The organism is Plantactinospora siamensis, from assembly GCF_042434095.1.
Taxonomy (GTDB): Bacteria; Actinomycetota; Actinomycetes; order Mycobacteriales; family Micromonosporaceae; genus KBS50.
Window position 1 is genome coordinate 85091 of record NZ_JBHLUE010000032.1, and the last position, 17753, is coordinate 102843.

Here is a 17753-nt window from a genome sequence, read left to right on the forward strand (position 1 = left end):
GTGGGAGCTGGAACCGAACCGGCCGCGCCGGCCGCCGAGTCCTGGCCGGCCCGGCTGCACGTGGTGACCGGAAAGGGCGGCACGGGAAAGACGAGCGTCGCCGCCGCGCTGGCGCTCGCGCTCGCCGCCGGGGGCCGCCGGACCCTGCTGGTCGAGGTGGAGGGCCGGCAGGGAATCGCCGGCCTGTTCGGCACGGGCCCGCTGCCGTACGAGGAACGCCGGATCGCCTCGGTGGCGGGCGGCGGCGAGGTCCGGGCCCTGGCGGTGGACCCCGAGGAGGCCCTCCTCGAATACCTCGACATGTTCTACCGGCTGGGCGCGGCCGGCAAGGCGCTGCGCAAGTTCGGCGCCATCGACTTCGCCACCACCATCGCGCCGGGCCTGCGGGACATCCTGCTCACCGGCAAGGTCAAGGAGGCCACCACCCGGACGGCCGGCAACCGCCGGGCGTACGACGCCGTGGTGCTCGACGCGCCGCCCACCGGCCGCATCGGGCGGTTCCTGAACGTGACGGCCGAGGCCGCCCGGCTGGCGAAGGTCGGGCCGATCAAGACCCAGAGCGAGGGCGTGGCCGCGCTGCTCCGCTCGCCCATCACGGCCGTGCACGTGGTGACGCTGCTCGAGGAGATGCCGGTCCAGGAGACGATCGACGCCATCGGTGAGCTGGACGGGTTGGGCATCCCGGTCGGCCGGGTGATCGTGAACGCGGCCCGGACACCGCTGGAAGCCGGCACGGCCGGGCGGGTGAGCCAGGCCGAGCTGCGCCGGGGCCTGGCGGCGGCGGGCCTGCCGGCCGAGCGGACCGTGGTGGCCGGCCTGTACGCCGAGGCCCGGGACCATCTCGTCCGCCGATCCCTGGAGGCGTCGCTGCGGGCCGACCTGGTCGAGCTGGGGCGGCCGTTGCTGGAGTTGCCGGTGGTGCCGGACGGGATCGACCGGGCCGGCCTGGACGTGCTGGCCGCGACCCTGGCCGGGGCGGCCTGATCGGCGGACCAGCTGTCCAGAAGGCCACAGCTGCGGCCCGCACCGGGCGGACCGGCCGCTGCTCCCGATACGCTCGAATCGTGTCCGACGCTGAAGTCACGCCGCCGCTGGATGTCGACGGGATCCTCGCCGACCCCGGCATCCGGATCGTGGTGTGCTGCGGGTCGGGTGGGGTGGGCAAGACGACCACGGCCGCCGCGCTGGCGCTGCGGGCCGCCGAGCACCACGGCCGGCGTACGGTCGTGCTCACCATCGACCCGGCCCGCCGGCTCGCCCAGTCGCTCGGCCTGACGGAGCTGGACAACACCCCGCGCCAGGTGAAGGGCATCGAGGCCGAGGCCGGCGGCGAGCTGCACGCCATGATGCTCGACATGAAGCGCACCTTCGACGACGTGGTGTCGCAGCACACCGACCCGGCGAAGGCCGCGGAGATCTTCGCGAACCCCTTCTACCAGGCGATGAGTTCCACCTTCGCCGGGACGCAGGAATACATGGCCATGGAGAAGCTGGGCCAGCTGCACGCCCGCGGCGAGTGGGACCTGATCGTGGTGGACACCCCGCCGTCGCGGTCGGCGCTCGACTTCCTGGACGCTCCGGCGCGGCTCTCCCGGTTCCTCGACGGCCGGATGCTACGGCTGCTGATGGCGCCGGCCCGCAGCGGCGGCCGGAGCATGTTCAACCTGGTCACGGCCTCGTTCGGGATGTTCTCGAAGGTGGTGCAGAAGGTGCTCGGCGCCCAGCTGCTCACCGATCTGTCCGGCTTCGTGGCGGCGCTGGACTCGATGTTCGGCGGCTTCCGGCAGCGCGCCGAGCAGACGTACCGGATCCTGCAGGACCGGGAGACGGCGTTCCTGCTGGTCGCGGCGCCGGAGCCGGACGCGGTCCGGGAGGCCGCCTACTTCGCGGGCCGGCTGGGCGCGGAGCGGATGCCGCTGGCCGGTCTGGTCCTCAACCGGGTGCACCGGCCGGCCACGCCGGCCCCGACCGCGGACGACAGCCTGGCCGCGGCCGAGCGGTTGGCCCGGCTCGGCGGACACGACGGGACCGTGGAGACGCTCCGGACGCACGCGGCGCTGCTCCAGCAGGCCGAGCGGGAGGGCCGGGTGGCGGCCCGGTTCACCGACGAGTTCCCGGCGGTGCCCATGGTGGCGGTGACGGCGCAGCCCGCCGACGTGCACGACGTCGACGGGCTGCGGGCGATCGGTACGGCGATCAGCCGCTCGTGACCAGGGTCTTCTCCCGGTCGCGCATGGCCGCCTCGAACATCTTGCGCCAGCTCGCCACCTGCGGGTGCCGGCGGAGCAGGGCCCGGCGTTCGCGCTCGGTCATCCCGCCCCACACGCCGAACTCGATGCGGTTGTCGAGCGCGTCGGCGAGGCACTCGTACCGCACCGGGCAGCTCCGGCAGATCCGCTTCGCGACGTTCTGCTCGGCGCCCTGCACGAACAGCGCGTCCGGATCACCGTTCTGACACGCCGCCATCGTGGGCCAATCCGGCATCATGCCCATCTGTCTACGTCCCCCCTAAATCGTCGTCACCGACTCGTGCCGAAACCAGTCGGCAACCAACCCCCCGGTCGATGGCGGTCCGACCCCCCGGACACGCCACACAGAATGCGATTCCCCTCGCTCGCCACCATCATGCTCGGTAGTCGGATGATTACGCAACGTTGTCGGCCAAATCCATCAATACGGACACTCCAGGCATCCGTCCCGACTGTCGGCCGGCGTCTACCCGGTGAGGATCCGGGAAAACGCCGCAAAGGCCGCCGGCATGGTGGACACTCGGCTGCGGAGCACCGCGCCGCCCGTCAGGGCCCGTGCGTCTAGCACAACGAAGCCAGCGCCGGCAGGAAATGGGGAAAGTACCGCGCGCGGGACTTCGTTGTGCTTTCCCGTACCCTGTCGGGGTGACTTGGTTGCGCAAGCGTGATCACAACCCGCTGACCAACACCGCCTCGCTGCTGATCTGTGGCCTGCTCGCCGGTGTGGTCGTGGCGGCGGCCGCCTTCCCAGCCGTGGCGATGTCGGGCCTGGCGGCCAAGGCCGGCGCGGAGACCTTCGACAAGCTGCCGACGGAGCTGACCGTGAAGCGGGCGCCCCAGATCAGCTACCTGTACGCCTCCGACGCCAAGACCGTGCTTGCCACGATGTTCGACGAGAACCGCCGGGACATCCCGCTCAAGGACATCCCGTTGGTCATGCGCCAGGCGATCGTCGCGGCCGAGGATCACAACTACTACAAGCACAACGGCGTGGACGCCAAGGGCGTGGTCCGGGCGTTCGTGAACAACAGCAACGCGGGCGCCCAGCAGCAGGGCGCTTCCACGCTCACCATGCAGTACGTCCGGCTGGCCATCTCCTACTCGGCCACCAGCCCCAAGGAGGTGCTGGCGGCCACCGAGGACACCACGGCGCGCAAGCTCAAGGAAATGCGCTACGCCATGCAGGTCGACAAGGAGATCGGCAAGGACGGCGTGCTGGAGCGCTACCTGAACATCGCGCCCTTCGGCAACGGCGCGTACGGGGTCTACGCGGCCAGCCAGGTCTATTTCGGCAAGCAGCCCAAGGACCTGAAGGTCGAGGAGGCCGCCATGCTCGCCGGCATGGTGAAGGCCCCGGACGGCTTCGACCCGACCGACCCGGCCAAGTACCCCAAGGCCGTCGACCGGCGCAACTACGTGATCGACAACATGCGGGACATCGGCGTGATCACGCCCGAGCAGGCCGCCAAGGCCAAGGCCACCAAGCTGGTGGTGAAGGGCAAGCCCACCCCGAACGGCTGCGTGGCGGCCAACAAGAACCAGTGGGGCTTCTTCTGCGACTACTTCTACCGGTGGTGGCTGTCCCAGGAGACGTTCGGGGCCACCGCGTACGACCGGGAGCGGCGGCTGAAGACCGGCGGCTACCGGATCGTGACCAGCCTGGACGTGCAGGCCCAGCAGGGTGCCAAGGACGGTGTGGAGCACTCCGTGCCGACCGGCAAGAAGGAAGCCCTCATGGTGGCCGCCGTGGAGCCGGGCACCGGCCGGGTACGGGCACTGGCCACCAACCGGAACTACAAGCTCGACAGCCCGGACCACCCGCAGAACAAGGCCAACAGCGATCCGGTCAAGCGCCGGTTCGGGATCCGCGGCACCTACCCGAACACCACCAACCCGCTGATCACCGGTGGCGGCGACATCCACGGCTACCAGGGTGGCTCGTCGTTCAAGATGTTCACCATGATCGCCGCGCTGGAGAACGGCTACTCGCTGAACTACTCGTTCAACGCGCCGGCCACCTTCAAGTCGAACTACATCGTCGAGCAGAACAGCCCGGCCGCCTGCCCGGGCACGCACTTCTACTGCCCCATCAACGCCGATCCGAAGGAGGCCGGCCGCTACAACATGTGGGGTGCCTTCGGCAAGTCGGTGAACACCTACTTCGTCCCGCTGGAGCAGCAGGTGGGCGCGGAGAAGGGCGTCGAGGTGGCGAAGCGGCTCGGCATCAAGTTCGCCGGGCGCCCCAGCGACCCGAACTCCGACGCTTACCTGGCGGCCAACGCCCACACCTGGGGCGCGTTCACGCTCGGCGTCTCCTCCACCACCCCGCTTGACCTGGCCAACGCGTACGCGACGGTGGCGGCCGACGGCACGTACTGCGAGCCGATCCCGGTGGAGAAGATCACCGACCAGGACGGCAACAAGCTGGACGTGGCGAACCCGCGCTGCACCAAGGCGCTCAAGACCGAGGTGGCCCGGGCCGCCCTGGACGCCGCGCGCTGCCCGCTGGGTGACCACTCGGCCACCAGCAAGTGCGTGGGTGGCACCGCCTCCCGGACGCGGGGCGTGGTCGGCAAGCCGGTGGCCGGCAAGACCGGCACCACCGACCACGACAAGACGGCCGTGCTGGTGGCGATGACCAAGCAGTACTCGTTCGCCGGCATTCTCGCCGACCCGGACTGGCCACAGACCACCGAAAAGATGAAGCACGAGGGCAAGGGCGGGGTGAACCCGGCGGTCCAGGAGGCCCTGCGGGACGCCATGAAGGGCAAGCCGGGGATCGAGTTCCCCACCCCCGGCAGCGACAGCAAGACCGTGCAGGGCGACGAGAAGACCATCCCGTCGGTGCGCTGCCTGTCCCTGGACGATGCCCGGGCCAAGCTCAAGGACGCCGGCTTCGACGTCCGCACCGGGGACGGCCGGGTCGACTCGAGCTGCCCGGCCGGCACCGCGGCCGGCAGCCTCCCGGACGGGAAGGCCCCCGAGGGCACCCAGGTGATCATCCAGGTCAGCAACGGCAAGGGCGCCGGCGACGGTGGCCAGCCGGGCAACGGCAATGGCGACGGGAACGGCAACGGGAACGGCAACGGGAACGGCAACGGGGGGAATGGCAACGGGAACGGCCCGGGCCCCGGCCCGATCGTCCCGCCGCCGCGCAACTGATCCACCGGCCCCCGCCGCCGCGCCGAACCGCAGGTGCCGCCGGAAGAGTTAGGAAGGGCCCCTTCTTATCCAAAAAGCGATAAGAAGGGGCCCTTCCTTGCATTCCAGGGTCGGTCAGGCGCCGAGCTGACGACGTACCTCGGCCGCCACCCGGCCGCCCTCGGCCCGGCCGGCCACCGCGGCCTGGGCCGCCTTCATCGCCGGGCCCATCTGGCCCCGGCCGCTGAACCCGCCCGCGGCGAGCGCCCCCGCGACCAGGTCCGCCAGCTCGGCGTCGGAGAGCTGGCTGGGCAGGTAGCGGTCCAGCACCTCGCCCTCGGCGCGCTCCTTCGCGGCCTGCTCGGAGCGACCCGCGTCGGCGAACGCGGTGGCCGCCTCCCGGCGCTTCTTGGCCTCCTTGGTCAGCACCGCGAGCACCTCCTCGTCGCTGAGGTCACGCTTCTGCGCGCCGGCCACCTCGGCGGTGCCGATGGCGGCCAGCGCCATCCGCAGGGTCGAGGTGGTCACCTCGTCACGGGCCTTGAGACTGGTACGCATGTCGGCGGTCAGCCGGTCCTTCAACGCGCTCATGGACGCCCAAACTACTCTGGGACGCATGGGAAAGCGCACGGTATTGCGGCTGGCCGGCGGACTCACCGCGGCCGGCGCCGCCACCCTCGGGTACGCCGCACTGATCGAGCGGAACAGGTTCACGCTGCGCCGGTACGACGTGCCGGTGCTGGCCACCGACGCCGAGCCGCTGCGCGTGCTGCACCTGTCGGACCTGCACATGATGCCCGACCAGCGCCGCAAGCAGGCCTGGGTGGCCTCGCTCGCGGCCACCGACCCCGATCTGGTCGTCGTCACCGGCGACAACATGGCCGACCCCCGGTCGGTGCCGGGCGTGCTGCGGGCGCTGCAACCGCTGTTGGACGTGCCGGGCGCGTTCGTCTTCGGCTCCAACGACTACACCGGGCCGGTGTGGGCGAACCCGTTGCGGTACGTCCTGCCCGGCCGCCACGAACGACGGTACGTGCACGGCGCCGAGCTGCCGTACGAGGACCTGCGGGACGTGCTGACCGGCGCCGGCTGGGCCGACCTGAACAACGCCCGTACGTCGATCAAGGCCGGCGGCCGGCTGATCGAGCTGGTGGGGGTGGACGACCCACACATCGACCGGGACGACTACGAGGCCGTGGCCGGGCCCGCGTCGACCGGGGCCGACCTGGCGATCGGGGTAACCCACTCGCCCGAGTCCCGGGTGCTGGACCCGATGGCGGCGGACGGTTTCGCCCTGCTGCTGGCCGGACACACCCACGGCGGCCAGGTCTGCGTGCCGTTCTACGGCGCGCTCACCACCAACTGTGACCTTCCTCGCTCGATGGCCCGCGGGCTGCACCGGTGGCCCGGCTCGGACGCCTGGCTGCACGTGACCGCCGGCCTCGGCACCCACCCGACGGCCCCGGTCCGGTTCGCCTGCCCGCCGGAGGCGTCGCTGCTCACCCTCATCCCCCGCTGACCCCCCACCCGCCCGCCGGCCCGCCGTCGCCAGCCTGCCGTTGCGCGGCGGCGGCTGGCGGCCGGAGTCATCCGCGCGGCGCGGTAGTACCGCCAGTGCGCGCGGGGTGCCCCGGCGCGCCGGGGGTACCCGGTTTGACCGCCGGAGGCCGTGAGCTACTATTGCTCGGCACGCCACGGGGTGTGGCGCAGCTTGGCAGCGCGCTTCGTTCGGGACGAAGAGGCCGTGGGTTCAAATCCCGCCACCCCGACAGATCTGAGCCACCCTTCCAGCCGGAAGGGTGGCTCAACTGTTTACGGGTACTTCCGGGCCGCGCCGGCTAGCGTCCCTCGGCCTCGTCGTGCCGGGCCGTGTTGTGCCGCTCGTAGACCGGGTCGCGCCAGCCGAGGATGCCCTCGACCATCCGGACGGCCGCCACGGCGTCGGCCACGTCGTGCACCCGGACGATCCGGGCGCCCTGCAGGATGCAGACGGCGAGCGTGGCCAGCGTCCCCGCCAGCCGTTCCTGCTGCGGCCGGCCGAGGGTCTCGCCGATGAAGTCCTTGTTCGAGACGGCCGCCAGCACCGGAAATCCCAGCGTGGTGATCTCGTGCAACCGACGGGTCAACTCCAGCGAGTGCCGGGTGTTCTTGTTCAGGTCGTGGCCGGGGTCGATGATGATGCGCTCGACCGGCACCCCGCGGCCCATCGCGGCCTCCGCCCGTCCCACCAGGAACGCGCCGACCTCGGCAGCGATGTCGCCGTACGCCGGGCGAGGATATGGCGTACGGGGGTCGGCGATGCTGTGCGTGATCACCAGCGCGGCCCCGGCCTCCGCGACCGCGTCCGCGAGGTCCAGGTCGTGCAGCCCGGTCGTGTTGTTCAGCACGTCGGCGCCGGCCGCGAGGGCGGCCCGGGCCACGGCCGGCCGGTACGTCTCGATCGAGATGACCGCGTCGGTGCCGGACCGGACCGCCTCGATCAGCGGCAGCACCCGATCCAGCTCCTCGGCCTCGGTGACCTCCGGGCCGGGCGCGAACGGAACCCCGCCGAAGTCCAGCCAGTCCGCGCCAGCGGCCACGGCCGAACGGGCCGCTTCGACCGCGGCGTCGAGGGCGAAGGTCCGGCCCCGGTCGTGGAACGAGTCGGGGGTCCGGTTGACGATGGCCATCACGGCCACCCGCTGGGAGAAGTCGAACGTCCGGCGCCCCAGCGTCCGCCGCGGTCCGGCGAGGAAATCGGGCTCGACGAGGTAACGGCTTCGACCTTCACTCACGGCGCCAGGTTACGACCCGGCCCTGATCCGCTCCGCCAACGGGCCGGTTCCGACGTGCGCCGGCGGTATCCGGTGACGAGCCGCAGCAGGCCGAAGAACACCAGGGCGCCGACGACGACCAGCGCCATCGAGATGCTTCTCTCGGTGACCGAGCGGGCCTTGAGGACAACCGCGCCGGAGCCCACGAGGAATCCGATCAGCGTCACGAACAGGCCCAGGATTTCCACGATCTTGAGCAGGCCGCCGGAGAGCATGTCCTGCGCCGCGTTGACCCGCGTCGTCATCTCCGCCGCAGCGTCCGCGACCCGGTTTTCGAGGTCTGCCGCCACCTGGGACATGCGCTCCTCCACCCGTCCGGAGATCTCCGCCGCCAGCTGGAGCGATAGTCGTTCCGCCTGCCGGTGCAGCTCCCGGGTGTTGACGATCGCCCGCCGCTCCTGCGAGTACTGCTCGTGTACGAGCGGGTCGCCCACGCCGAACATGTCGATCGCCTGGTCGATGTCGGTCAACGCCTCGTCGTACCGGCCCAGCATCCGCAGCGCCATTGCCCGCCGGTAGTGCACGTTCGCGTTGTCCTCGCCGCGGGCCATGATGTCGTCAGACAATCTGAGCAGGAGCTCCGGGGCATCCTCGATGTGGTCGGCGAAGGAGATGCCGGCCAGGCACAGCTGCCGGCTCTTGTCGTCGGCGTCCGGCGACAAGATCGCCCGGCGGTACAGGTCCATCCCGTTGGGCGCCCGGGATCCGATGGCGCCGTACGCCGCGAGGCCAAGGATCAGGGCGTCGTCGGGAAACTCCCGCAACCAGGCGTTGCTCGCCTGCCGGAGCTGCTCGAACCGGTAGTCGAACCGGAGGCGCTGGCCGTGCACGTACGCCACGATCAGCCGAGCCGTCGGGGCCGCGCCGGGGGCGCGGGCTCGGTCCCACTCCGCGGGCCCCGGATAGCTCCGTTCGGCCATTCTGGCCTTCCAGGCGAGGTCGGTCGCCACCCGCCGGATCTCCGGGATCGGCAGGGAGTGCCGCTCGACGACCTCCGCGAGTTCCGCGAGCCAGCTCAAGGAGCTGAGGACCCGGGCGGTGAAGTGCTCCACCAGCACGGTGGGCCGGTCGCCCTGCGGTGCCGCGGCCAGCAACTCGTCCAGGGACGTGCCCGTGTTTCGAGAACGGCCCATCTGGTCGGGGACTGCGCCGGTATCCATGATCCTCCCTGGTCGGACGGCGACCGGACGACCACGTCCGCTCGTCCGCCGCAGCGAAGGCTCCAGTATGGAACGGACCGGCCAGTCTCCCGGGACTACGGCGCGCTGATCAGCCACTCCGCGAACGGCCTGGTCGGCGCGAAACCGCCGGCGGGGCTCGGGCGTACCCAGATGTTGATGTCCGGGCAGTCGTCGTAGTGGCTCTGTTGCAGCGCCATGAGACCGGTCCGGCCCAGCCACACCGACCAGCGGAACGGGAACGGCCCGTCGTCGACCCCGTCGTGGTCGGGCCGGCCCACGGTGGAGCTGATGGTTTCCAGCGCCTGGTCGTAGTGCCCGTCGTACGCGCCGCGCTCGGGATGGCCGGCCAGTTCCGCGCCGGCGCCCGGGTCCCAGCCGCAGATCGGCACCACGGCGGCGCCCACCCGCTCGGCCCCGCCGTCGGCGGCCGCGAGCTGCAGGACCAGCTCGCCCGGCAGGTCGAAGCAGGCGAGCCGGTCGTCCGAGTTGGCGCTGGGCGCGCCGAGCGTCGCGGCCACCTCGGACATGGTCTTCAGCTCGAAGTCGCCGTCGGCGAACGAGCGCAGCGGCCGAACGACCACCGGGGCCAGGGGCAGCGTTTCGATCATCTCGGGATCATGACATCCCCTGCTGGGCGGGCGTGCGGTGGGCACCGAGTCGCATCGACGGCCGCCAGCGGGTACCTTCGCGCTCATCATGACTGGACGGATCCTGGACGAACGCTACCGCACGGACGAGCTGCTGGGCAGCGGCGGCATGGGTGCGGTGTGGCGGGGGCGCGACCTGCGGCTGGACCGACCGGTTGCGATCAAGGAGCTGGCCGGCCCGAGCCTGGTCGACGAGACCGCGGTGCAGCGGTTCGACCGGGAGGCCCGAACGATCGCCCGGCTGACCCATCCGAACATCGTGGCCGTGTTCGACGTCGGCGTCCACGAACGGACGCCGTACCTGGTGATGGAGCTCGTCGAGGGCCGCAGCGCGGCCGCGATGATCGCCGACGGACCGCTCCCGGTCGACCAGGCGGTGGAGATCGCCACCCAGGTGTGCGCCGGGCTGGCCGCGGCGCACGCGGCGGGCGTGGTGCACCGGGACATCAAGCCGGCCAACCTGCTCGTCACGCCGCGCGGCCTGGTGAAGATCTGCGACTTCGGCCTGGCCAGGCTGGAGCAGGCCGACGACGAGGCCGACCTCACCGGCACCGCGGTGGCGTTGGGCAGCGCCAAGTACATGGCCCCCGAGCAGGTGACGGGGGATCCGGTCGACGGCCGGACGGACCTGTACGGCCTCGGCTGCACCCTGTACGCGATGCTGACCGGGGCGCCGCCGTTCCGGGGTCAGAACGCGATCGGGATCGTCCACCGGCAGCTGACCGAGCCGCCCGTGCCGGTGCGGGAGCAGCGCCCGGAGACGCCCGCGGCGCTGGCCGACCTGGTCGACGAGCTGCTCGCGAAGTCACCGGCCGACCGGCCCGCCAGCGCCGCCGTGGTGCGGGCGCGGCTGGCGGCGCTCGTACCGACGCTCGTCCCGGCGCCCAACCGGTCGGCCGCCGCGCCGGCCGCGGCGCTGGCCGGTACGACCGCGGTGGCCGCCACGACCGGAACGGCCAGTGCGACATCGGCGGCCGGCGCGGGCTCGCCGTCGGGCCCGGGCGCGTCGGCCGGTGCCGGCTGGCCGGCCGGTGCCGGCTCGGTGGCCGGTACGGGATCGGCGGACCGGGCGGCGCCGGGGCCTGCGGCCTGGGCCGGCACGGCCACCTCGGCCGAGCCCGATCAGCGGGCCGGCGCGGGCCACACACCCGCGCCCGGCGCCGCGCCCTCGTCCGGGACCGGCGCCACCCCCGGCGCGACGCCCACGCCCGGCGCCACGCCCACGGCCGGCGCCGCACCCTCGTCCGAACCCGGTGCGGCGCCGGGAGCCCGACCAGGGCCGACCCCGCCCGGTTCGGCGCCCGGCTCCGGCCGCCGACCGGCGGGCCGGCGCCGCGGCCTCGTGATGCTCGCCGCCGTGGTCCTGATCGCCATCGGCGCGGCGCTGGTCGCGGCGCTCATGCCGAAATCGCCCGATGGCGGCGATGAGCCCGCCGCCGTCACCTCCTCCGCCAGCGCCCTGCCGGGGTCGGCCGCCGCCAGCCAGGGGGGACCACCGCCGGCGCTGCCGACGGACGCCCAGCCGCCCTGGGGCGGCGACGTCCAGCCCACCGGCGGCAACGCGGCGGGCCCGGTGCCGCAGCCGACCGGCGCCGCCCGCCAGTCCCCCGCACCGAACGGGTCCGGGACGGCAGCGCCGGCGACGTCGGCGCCACCGGTGGACCCGATCACGGACATGCGTGCCACGATCAACCGGCAGATGGCCGCCGGGCCGCTGGATCGCAAGTCCGGCACCGATCTGCTCAAGAAGGTCGACGACCTCGCCAAGTCGATCGCCGAGGGGCGGACACCGGACATCGACAAGAAGATCCACGACCTGCGGCACCGGTTCGACGACCTCGCCAAGGGCGGGAAACTCGGCGCGGCCGCCTACCGCCAACTGGTGCTTGATCTGGACCGAATCTCGGCCAAGGAGCTCTGATCGCTCGGCGCGGACGCCGCCGCGCCGGCCGGGACCTCAGGGCTCGCCGGGCCGGGCCGGCCGCGGTGCCCCCGCCGCCGGCCCGACCCGGATCGTCCGTCATGCCGCCCGGCGGTCCTCCACGTGGATCACTTCCAGCTCGTGCGCGTCCCAGTCGCGCTTGCTCCGGCCCCACAGGCCGACCGACAGGTCATCCGTCCTTTCCACCTCACCGGGGTCCACATAGGTCATGATGTCGCCGTGATGGCACCAGACCAGCCAACCCGGTCCGGGTTCGAGGGGTATCGTGCCGAAATCGCCGGCCGGTGAGCCGGGGTGTACCGGTCCGTACGCCCGGAGTATCTCGATGGCCATGGCGGCCAGGTCGGCATCGGGTTCGGGGTTCGGCAGCACCACGCAGGTGCCGTGCCCGAACAGAACCCAGGACTTTGCGCCGTCCCCTATGGAGCGACGCCAGATGGTTACGAGTTCCGCAGCCCGCATGGCGGAATCTTCGTGGAGTCGCGGATCAAGCACCAGACCTCTGTTGTTCGATTTCCGGCCGGCCGTCCGTTTCTCATCACCGCCGATCGGGCGATCACCGGCTGTTCCACGCTCATCGGTCGGAGGCCGGAACCGGAGCCGGGTCGGTCGACGTCCAATTCCGCACAGCGCCGCGATCCCGCGCGGCCTGCGCGGAGGGGAGCGGCCCGATGAGTCGTACCCGTTGGGCGGTGGCATTGATGGTCGCCGCCCTGTTGCTGGCCGGCTGTGCGGAGCCGGGATCCCGGCCGCCGGCGCCGACGGACGAGCAGCCCGGCGGCGAGCGGACCGGCGCGGCCGCTCCGGCCGGCGATCCGACCGCCCTCATCGGCCTGTGGACGGTTTCCGGAGCCGCAGTCGGGCCGGGCCAGCTCCTCCGGCTCGCCCCGACCGACCTGTCGCTGTTCACCAGCTGCGGGATCCGCGGTGGAGGCTGGGGCGCCGACTCGGACGGGTTGTTCGTGGCCGCCGCCGGCAGCTTCCTGATTCCCGACCCGGCCGTCCGGTGCCGGGAACCCGTGCCCGGAACGCCGGCCTGGTTGGCCGGGGCGGCCCGGTTCCGGATCGACGCCGACGGCCCGCGGCTGCTCGACGGGCAGGGCCGGGTGGTCGCCCGGCTCGCCCCGGGCGCTCGGCCGCGGCCGAACCCGAACGTCGACCCCGCCGAGCTCCGGCCGCCCACCGTCACCGCGGACGCGCGCCGGGCCCTGGCGCCGGCCGCGCCGGTGCCGGCGAACCTCGTACCCGCGGAACGGGATCGGCTGCTGGGCCGGTGGGTGCCGGCGTCCGGCGGGCCTGGCCGGGCGTACCTGGAACTGGCCGCCGACGGCGGGTGGCGCGGCTCGGACGGCTGCAACGGCGAGGCCGGCCGGTGGCGGTCCGGCCCGGACGGCGCGCTGCTGGCGATCGGCGGACCCGAGACGATGATCGGCTGCCGCAACGTGCCGATGCCCGGCTGGTTGACCGCGGCGCGGCGCGCGGCTCTGGCCGGCCCCGAGCTGGTGCTGCTCGACGGCCAGGCGCGGGAGCTGGGCCGGCTCCGGCGCGCCGGGTGAGGCCGTTCGGCGGTACGTGCAGCTGCCGGGGGCGGAGTAAACCGGTCGCGGGTTGTCGTACCCCGGCAGCAGACTCGGGGCCATGCTGCGCCGTTCCCTACCCAGCCGCCCCGAGGCCCGACGGATCCTGCTCGGCACCCTGCTGTCCGCCATCGGTCGCGGGCTCACTCTGCCGTTCCTGTTCATCTACCTCACCGACGTGCGCGGCCTCTCCGACGCCCGGGCGGGCCTGGTCATCGGCTGGTACGGCGCCGTCACGCTCGCCCTCTCCCCGTTGGGCGGCACGCTGATCGACCGGTTCGGGGCGCGTCGCGTCGTGCTGCCGTGCTTCGTCATCGAGGCGGCGGGGACCGCCGCGCTGGCGCTGGTGGACTCGACGGCGTCGGCCTTCGGGGTGGCCACCCTCATCGCGGTGGGCGGCTCGGCGATCTGGTCCGGGCAGGCGACCGTGCTCGCGTCGCTGACCGGCGACGGCGAGCGGCAGCGCGTGTTCGGCCTGCAGTTCGCGCTGCTCAACCTCGGCATCGGGTTGGGCGGCCTGATCTCCGGCGCGATCGTGGACATCGCCCGGCCGATCACCTTCCAGGCGGTCTACCTGCTCGACGGGCTCAGCTACCTCGCGCCGGCGGCGATCCTGCTGAGCCTTCCGGGCGTCGGCCGCCGGCTCGCCGCCGCGCCGGCCGGCGCGGCGCCGCGGCCGACCGGCGGCTACCTCACCGTGCTGCGGAACCGGCCGTTCCGCCGGCTGGTGATCTTCGGTCTCATCCTCACCACCTGCGGCTACGCGCAGATCGAGGTGGGGTTCACCGCGTACGCCGTGCGGATCGTCCAGGTGACGCCCCGGGTGGTGGCGTGGGCGCTCGCGGCCAACACCGCCCTGATCGTGCTGTCGCAGCTGGTGGTGATCCGTCGCCTCGAGGGGCGGAGCCGGTCCGTGGCGCTGGCCGGCGTCGGCGGCGTGTTCGCCGCCGCATGGCTCGTGCTCGGGGTTGCCGGGGTGATCGGCACCCGCAACGCCGCCCTGGCCGCGCTGTGCGTGATGGCCTGCTCGGCGGTCTTCGGCTTCGGCGAGACCATGCTGTCCCCGGTGATGCCGGCCCTCACCAACGCGCTGGCCACCGACGAGCTGCGTGGCCGATACAACGCCATGAGCTCGATGATCTTCGGCATCAGTGGCGTGATCGGGCCGGTCACCGCCGGACCGCTGATCGGAGGCGGGCACGGCACCCTGTGGGCCTGCCTGGTCGTCGGCGGCTGCCTGCTGGCCTCCGTCCTGGCCCTCTCGCTCCGGCCGTTGCTCACTCCAGCTCAGGATGGCCGGCCGGTGGCCACGCCGGTCGTCGCGCCGGAGCGGGTCGCCGCCTAGGCCGCGTGCCAGAAGGGCCAGTCCTCTCAAAACACCGCCCAGGCCGTCGTCGGTGAAAACGCGACCGGGCACGGCGCCACTCGTTGAACCTCATGATTTCGCGAGGGCAACCTGACCGGGTAGGCCCGTCAGGAGGGCGCCGACCATGCATCCCTGGTTACCACGGTTCGTGGCAAATCGGCACGGTTTCCGCCACTGGACGCCGCGCTACCTGGCCGATCGCGTGGCGCTGGGGATCTACCAGCGGGCTCACCCGGACGGGCCGTGGCTGACGCCGAAGGCGACCGAGCTGTTGAGCGGGATGCTGTTGCCGACGGATCGGGGGCTGGAATTCGGCTCGGGTCGCAGCACGACCTGGTTGGCCAGGCGGCTGGGGCACCTGATCAGCGTCGAGCACGACGCGGAGTGGTACGACAAGGTTGTCCGCCAGCTCAAGGAGCTGAATTTGGACAATGTGGACTACCGGCTCCTGCCGCGCAGCCTGCCGGAGGAGCGGGGCGGCGAAAGCGAGTACGCCCGCACCGCGCTCCTGCTGCCAGACTCCAGCCTGAACTTCCTTCTGGTGGACGGGGCCTACCGCAGCCACTGCGCACGGTTCGCGCTGCCCAAGCTCGCCCCGGGCGGGCTGCTGGTCATCGACAACGTCAACTGGTATCTGCCTTCGGCCACCCGGTCGCCGTTTTCCCGCGGCCCGGCGGACGGACCCGCCACCGAGGCGTGGCGGGAGATCCTGGAGATCATCAGCGGGTGGCGCCGCATCTGGACTTCGTGCGGGGTGTGGGACACCGCGATCTATGTGCGGCCCTGACCGGTCTGTCGCGGAGTGAACGGACCGCCCCCACCGGGCGGGTCCGTGGTGGCGCCACCAGGGATCTCCCCGGTGGCGCCACCACGGACGCGGGACCCGGTCAGCTGCCCAGCTGGAACTCCTGGGCGTCGGCGACCGCGGTGCCGCTGGCGATCAACTGAGCCCCGCTCAGCGCCGTGACGTACTTCTCGTTCACCCGAGCCATCAGGCTCACGGTGCCGTCCGGGTTGTCGACCGGGGCGAACTGCTCCCACGGCCCGACCGCGGTCCGGTTGGCGATCAGCGGCTTGGTGCCGGCGCTCTCGGCCGTCACGTACCGATTGTTGGCGTGCGACCGCAGGGCCACGTAGCCGTGCCCGGCGTCCACCAGGTCGTACTGCTCCCAGAGGCCCGCCTGGGCAGCCCGGGCGATCAGCGGCGCGGTTCCGGCCCGCTCCGCGGTCACGTAGTTTCCGACGCCGACCGACTTGAGGGTGACCATCCTCGGTACGGCGTACCGGTCGAACTTCTCCCACGCTCCGATCGCGGTCCGGTTGGCGATCAGCGCCTTGCTGCCGCCGCCGTCGGCCGTGACGTACCGGCCGTTGACGTGGGCACGCAGGCTGACGCTGCCGTCGGAGTTGTCCACCAGGGTGAACTCCTCCCACAACCCGATCGTCGATCGGTTGGCGATCAGCGCCTTGCTGCCGCCGCCGTCGGCCGTGACGTACTTCCCGTTGGACCGCGACCGCAGGGCGACGAAGCCGGCGCCGGCGTTGACCAGGTCGTATTCCTCCCACAACCCGAGCTCGGTGGCCCGGGCGATCAGCGGGTTCCGGCCCCCGCTCTCGGCCGTGACGTACTTCCCGTTGGCCCACGCGCGTAGCCCGAGCGGCGGCTGGCTCGCCGGGGCGCCGCCGGCGAGCCTGGTGAGCGCCGGGTAGTCGCCGCTGAACACGTCCTTGTCGTAGTTGCCCTGCTGGCTGTTGTTGCCGGCCGCGTACTGCCAGACGGCGGTCGAGCTCCAGCCGCTCGGCAGCGGGGGCAGGCTGGCGGTGTAGCCGGCGATGTCCAGCGGCAGATCGCCGAAGGCCGTGCTGTTGCCGGTGCACGGGTTCCACCAGTTGGTGTTCGTGTAGATCATCAACTTCCGGCCAATGCGCGCCTGGACCTGGTTGGCGAAGGACCGGATGTAACCGGTCAGTTCGGCCGTGCTGAGCCCCCAGCAGGCCGGCAGGTTCAGCGACCCGTACGGCCATTCGAGGTCGAGGAAGGGCACCAGGGTCTGTGAGTCCTTGACCCACTGCGCGTGGTCGATGAAGTAGTTGGCCTCGTTGACCGGGTCCTTCTTGTCCGGCCGGGCGTAGTGGTAGGCGCCCACCAGGATGCCGGCGGCCTTGGCGTCGCGGTTGTCGCCATCGAAGTACGGATTGACGTAATAGGTCCCCTCGGTGGCCTTCACGTACGCGAAGCTCACCCCGCCGGCCGCCTGGGCCGGCCAGTCGATCGCGCCGAGGGTGTGGTCGTGACTGGAGACGTCGATGCCCTTGATCGTGTAACCGGACGGAGCGGCCGCCGTGGCCGCCGTCGCGCTGGCCCGCAGGCCCGGGGCGACCCCGGCGTGCGCGTAGCCCCCGCCGTCGGCGGCGGAGTCGCCGGCGCGTGCCGGTTGTCCCGCGACGAACACCAGCCCGGCGCAGACGAGCGCCGAGATCCATTTCTTGGCCATGCCTCGTTGAATCTCCCGAAGAGGATGGTCCCGGTCCGCGGTCGCGACCGGGCACGCAAGCGCGCCGTGCGGTCGACGAGCACGACCGGACGACACGGAGATGCCGCCCGGTCCCGCGGAGCACGACCGGGCCGCGGGGAAATGCTGGGAGCGGCACTGAGCACCGTAGGCGATGGCGGTCCACCGCGCGGTCCCGCCCGACCTATCGGTCAGTCAGGCCGAAAAGCCGCCGAAGCCCACCGGCCGGACCTACGTGATCTTCATCACGAAGGATGTGAAGGTGCCGGTGAAGCGGCGGTGCGGCCGCCGCGCGACGGGCAGCCGGCCGGCACCGTGAGTAAT

Annotated in this window: 16 protein-coding genes and 1 tRNA gene; 10 read left to right on the forward strand and 7 right to left on the reverse strand. The window is 72.2% G+C overall.

Annotation, left to right across the window (positions count from 1 at the left end):
* Together bagA and bagB are read left to right on the forward strand one after the other, a co-directional pair.
* Positions 1–984 carry an ATPase BagA gene (bagA, locus tag ACFFHU_RS28865; protein ID WP_377343595.1) on the forward strand — a complete coding sequence of 328 codons (984 nt, stop codon included), beginning with the start codon at positions 1–3 and terminating at the stop codon, positions 982–984.
* Positions 985–1064: 80 nt separating this feature from the next.
* Positions 1065–2210, forward strand: a complete 1146-nt coding sequence (gene bagB / locus ACFFHU_RS28870) for an ArsA family ATPase (RefSeq protein ID WP_377343596.1) — start codon at positions 1065–1067, stop codon at positions 2208–2210.
* On the opposite strand, the gene ACFFHU_RS28875 is transcribed toward bagB, so the two are convergent.
* Positions 2197–2493: a WhiB family transcriptional regulator gene (locus ACFFHU_RS28875; protein WP_377343597.1), complete on the reverse strand. Its 297-nt coding sequence runs from the start codon at positions 2491–2493 to the stop codon at positions 2197–2199. The two genes, bagB and ACFFHU_RS28875, sit on opposite strands and share 14 nt — an antisense overlap.
* Before the next feature lie 401 nt (positions 2494–2894).
* Here ACFFHU_RS28875 and ACFFHU_RS28880 point away from each other — a divergent pair, with 401 nt between their 5' ends.
* Positions 2895–5411: a penicillin-binding protein gene (locus ACFFHU_RS28880; RefSeq protein WP_377343598.1), complete on the forward strand. Its 2517-nt coding sequence runs from the start codon at positions 2895–2897 to the stop codon at positions 5409–5411.
* A gap of 114 nt (positions 5412–5525) precedes the next feature.
* Here ACFFHU_RS28880 and ACFFHU_RS28885 read toward each other — a convergent pair whose 3' ends face one another.
* On the reverse strand, positions 5526–5981 hold the full coding sequence (locus ACFFHU_RS28885; protein WP_377343599.1) for a GatB/YqeY domain-containing protein: 456 nt from the start codon (positions 5979–5981) through the stop codon (positions 5526–5528).
* 25 nt (positions 5982–6006) lie between these two features.
* Between ACFFHU_RS28885 and ACFFHU_RS28890 the strand changes: the two genes are divergently transcribed.
* Entirely contained in the window at positions 6007–6909 is a 903-nt protein-coding gene (locus ACFFHU_RS28890) for a metallophosphoesterase (protein ID WP_377343600.1), read from the forward strand.
* 176 nt (positions 6910–7085) lie between these two features.
* Positions 7086–7159: transfer RNA gene (locus ACFFHU_RS28895), tRNA-Pro, on the forward strand.
* 69 nt (positions 7160–7228) lie between these two features.
* Here the strand turns inward: ACFFHU_RS28895 and folP are convergent.
* The 3 genes from folP to ACFFHU_RS28910 all read right to left on the reverse strand — a co-directional run bounded on the left by folP (position 7229) and on the right by ACFFHU_RS28910 (position 9992).
* Positions 7229–8059 (reverse strand): dihydropteroate synthase, encoded by an 831-nt coding sequence (folP, locus tag ACFFHU_RS28900; RefSeq protein WP_377343657.1) that lies wholly within the window; start codon positions 8057–8059, stop codon positions 7229–7231.
* 101 nt (positions 8060–8160) lie between these two features.
* Entirely contained in the window at positions 8161–9363 is a 1203-nt protein-coding gene (locus tag ACFFHU_RS28905) for a tetratricopeptide repeat protein (RefSeq protein WP_377343601.1), read from the reverse strand.
* A 95-nt stretch (positions 9364–9458) separates the two neighbouring features.
* A complete protein-coding gene (locus ACFFHU_RS28910; RefSeq protein ID WP_377343602.1) occupies positions 9459–9992 on the reverse strand; it encodes a hypothetical protein in 534 nt (177 codons plus the stop codon).
* Positions 9993–10080: 88 nt separating this feature from the next.
* Between ACFFHU_RS28910 and ACFFHU_RS28915 the strand changes: the two genes are divergently transcribed.
* A complete protein-coding gene (locus ACFFHU_RS28915; RefSeq protein ID WP_377343603.1) occupies positions 10081–11952 on the forward strand; it encodes a serine/threonine-protein kinase in 1872 nt (623 codons plus the stop codon).
* Between the two features lie 99 nt (positions 11953–12051).
* Here the strand turns inward: ACFFHU_RS28915 and ACFFHU_RS28920 are convergent, their stop codons facing one another.
* Positions 12052–12435, reverse strand: coding sequence for a hypothetical protein (locus ACFFHU_RS28920; RefSeq protein ID WP_377343604.1), 384 nt, complete (start codon positions 12433–12435; stop codon positions 12052–12054).
* Between the two features lie 209 nt (positions 12436–12644).
* Here ACFFHU_RS28920 and ACFFHU_RS28925 point away from each other — a divergent pair, with 209 nt between their 5' ends.
* From ACFFHU_RS28925 to ACFFHU_RS28935, 3 genes are all read left to right on the forward strand, one after another.
* Complete coding sequence (locus ACFFHU_RS28925) at positions 12645–13529, forward strand: hypothetical protein (RefSeq protein WP_377343605.1); 885 nt, start codon at positions 12645–12647, stop codon at positions 13527–13529.
* Between the two features lie 82 nt (positions 13530–13611).
* A complete protein-coding gene (locus tag ACFFHU_RS28930; protein ID WP_377343606.1) occupies positions 13612–14895 on the forward strand; it encodes an MFS transporter in 1284 nt (427 codons plus the stop codon).
* A gap of 169 nt (positions 14896–15064) precedes the next feature.
* Positions 15065–15703 carry an O-methyltransferase gene (locus tag ACFFHU_RS28935; protein ID WP_377343607.1) on the forward strand — a complete coding sequence of 213 codons (639 nt, stop codon included), beginning with the start codon at positions 15065–15067 and terminating at the stop codon, positions 15701–15703.
* Positions 15704–15803: 100 nt separating this feature from the next.
* On the opposite strand, the gene ACFFHU_RS28940 is transcribed toward ACFFHU_RS28935, so the two are convergent.
* Positions 15804–17411 (reverse strand): GH25 family lysozyme, encoded by a 1608-nt coding sequence (locus ACFFHU_RS28940; protein WP_377343608.1) that lies wholly within the window; start codon positions 17409–17411, stop codon positions 15804–15806.
* Positions 17412–17583: 172 nt separating this feature from the next.
* Between ACFFHU_RS28940 and ACFFHU_RS28945 the strand changes: the two genes are divergently transcribed.
* On the forward strand, positions 17584–17748 hold the full coding sequence (locus tag ACFFHU_RS28945) for a hypothetical protein (RefSeq protein WP_377343609.1): 165 nt from the start codon (positions 17584–17586) through the stop codon (positions 17746–17748).
* The last annotated feature ends 5 nt before the right edge of the window (positions 17749–17753 follow it).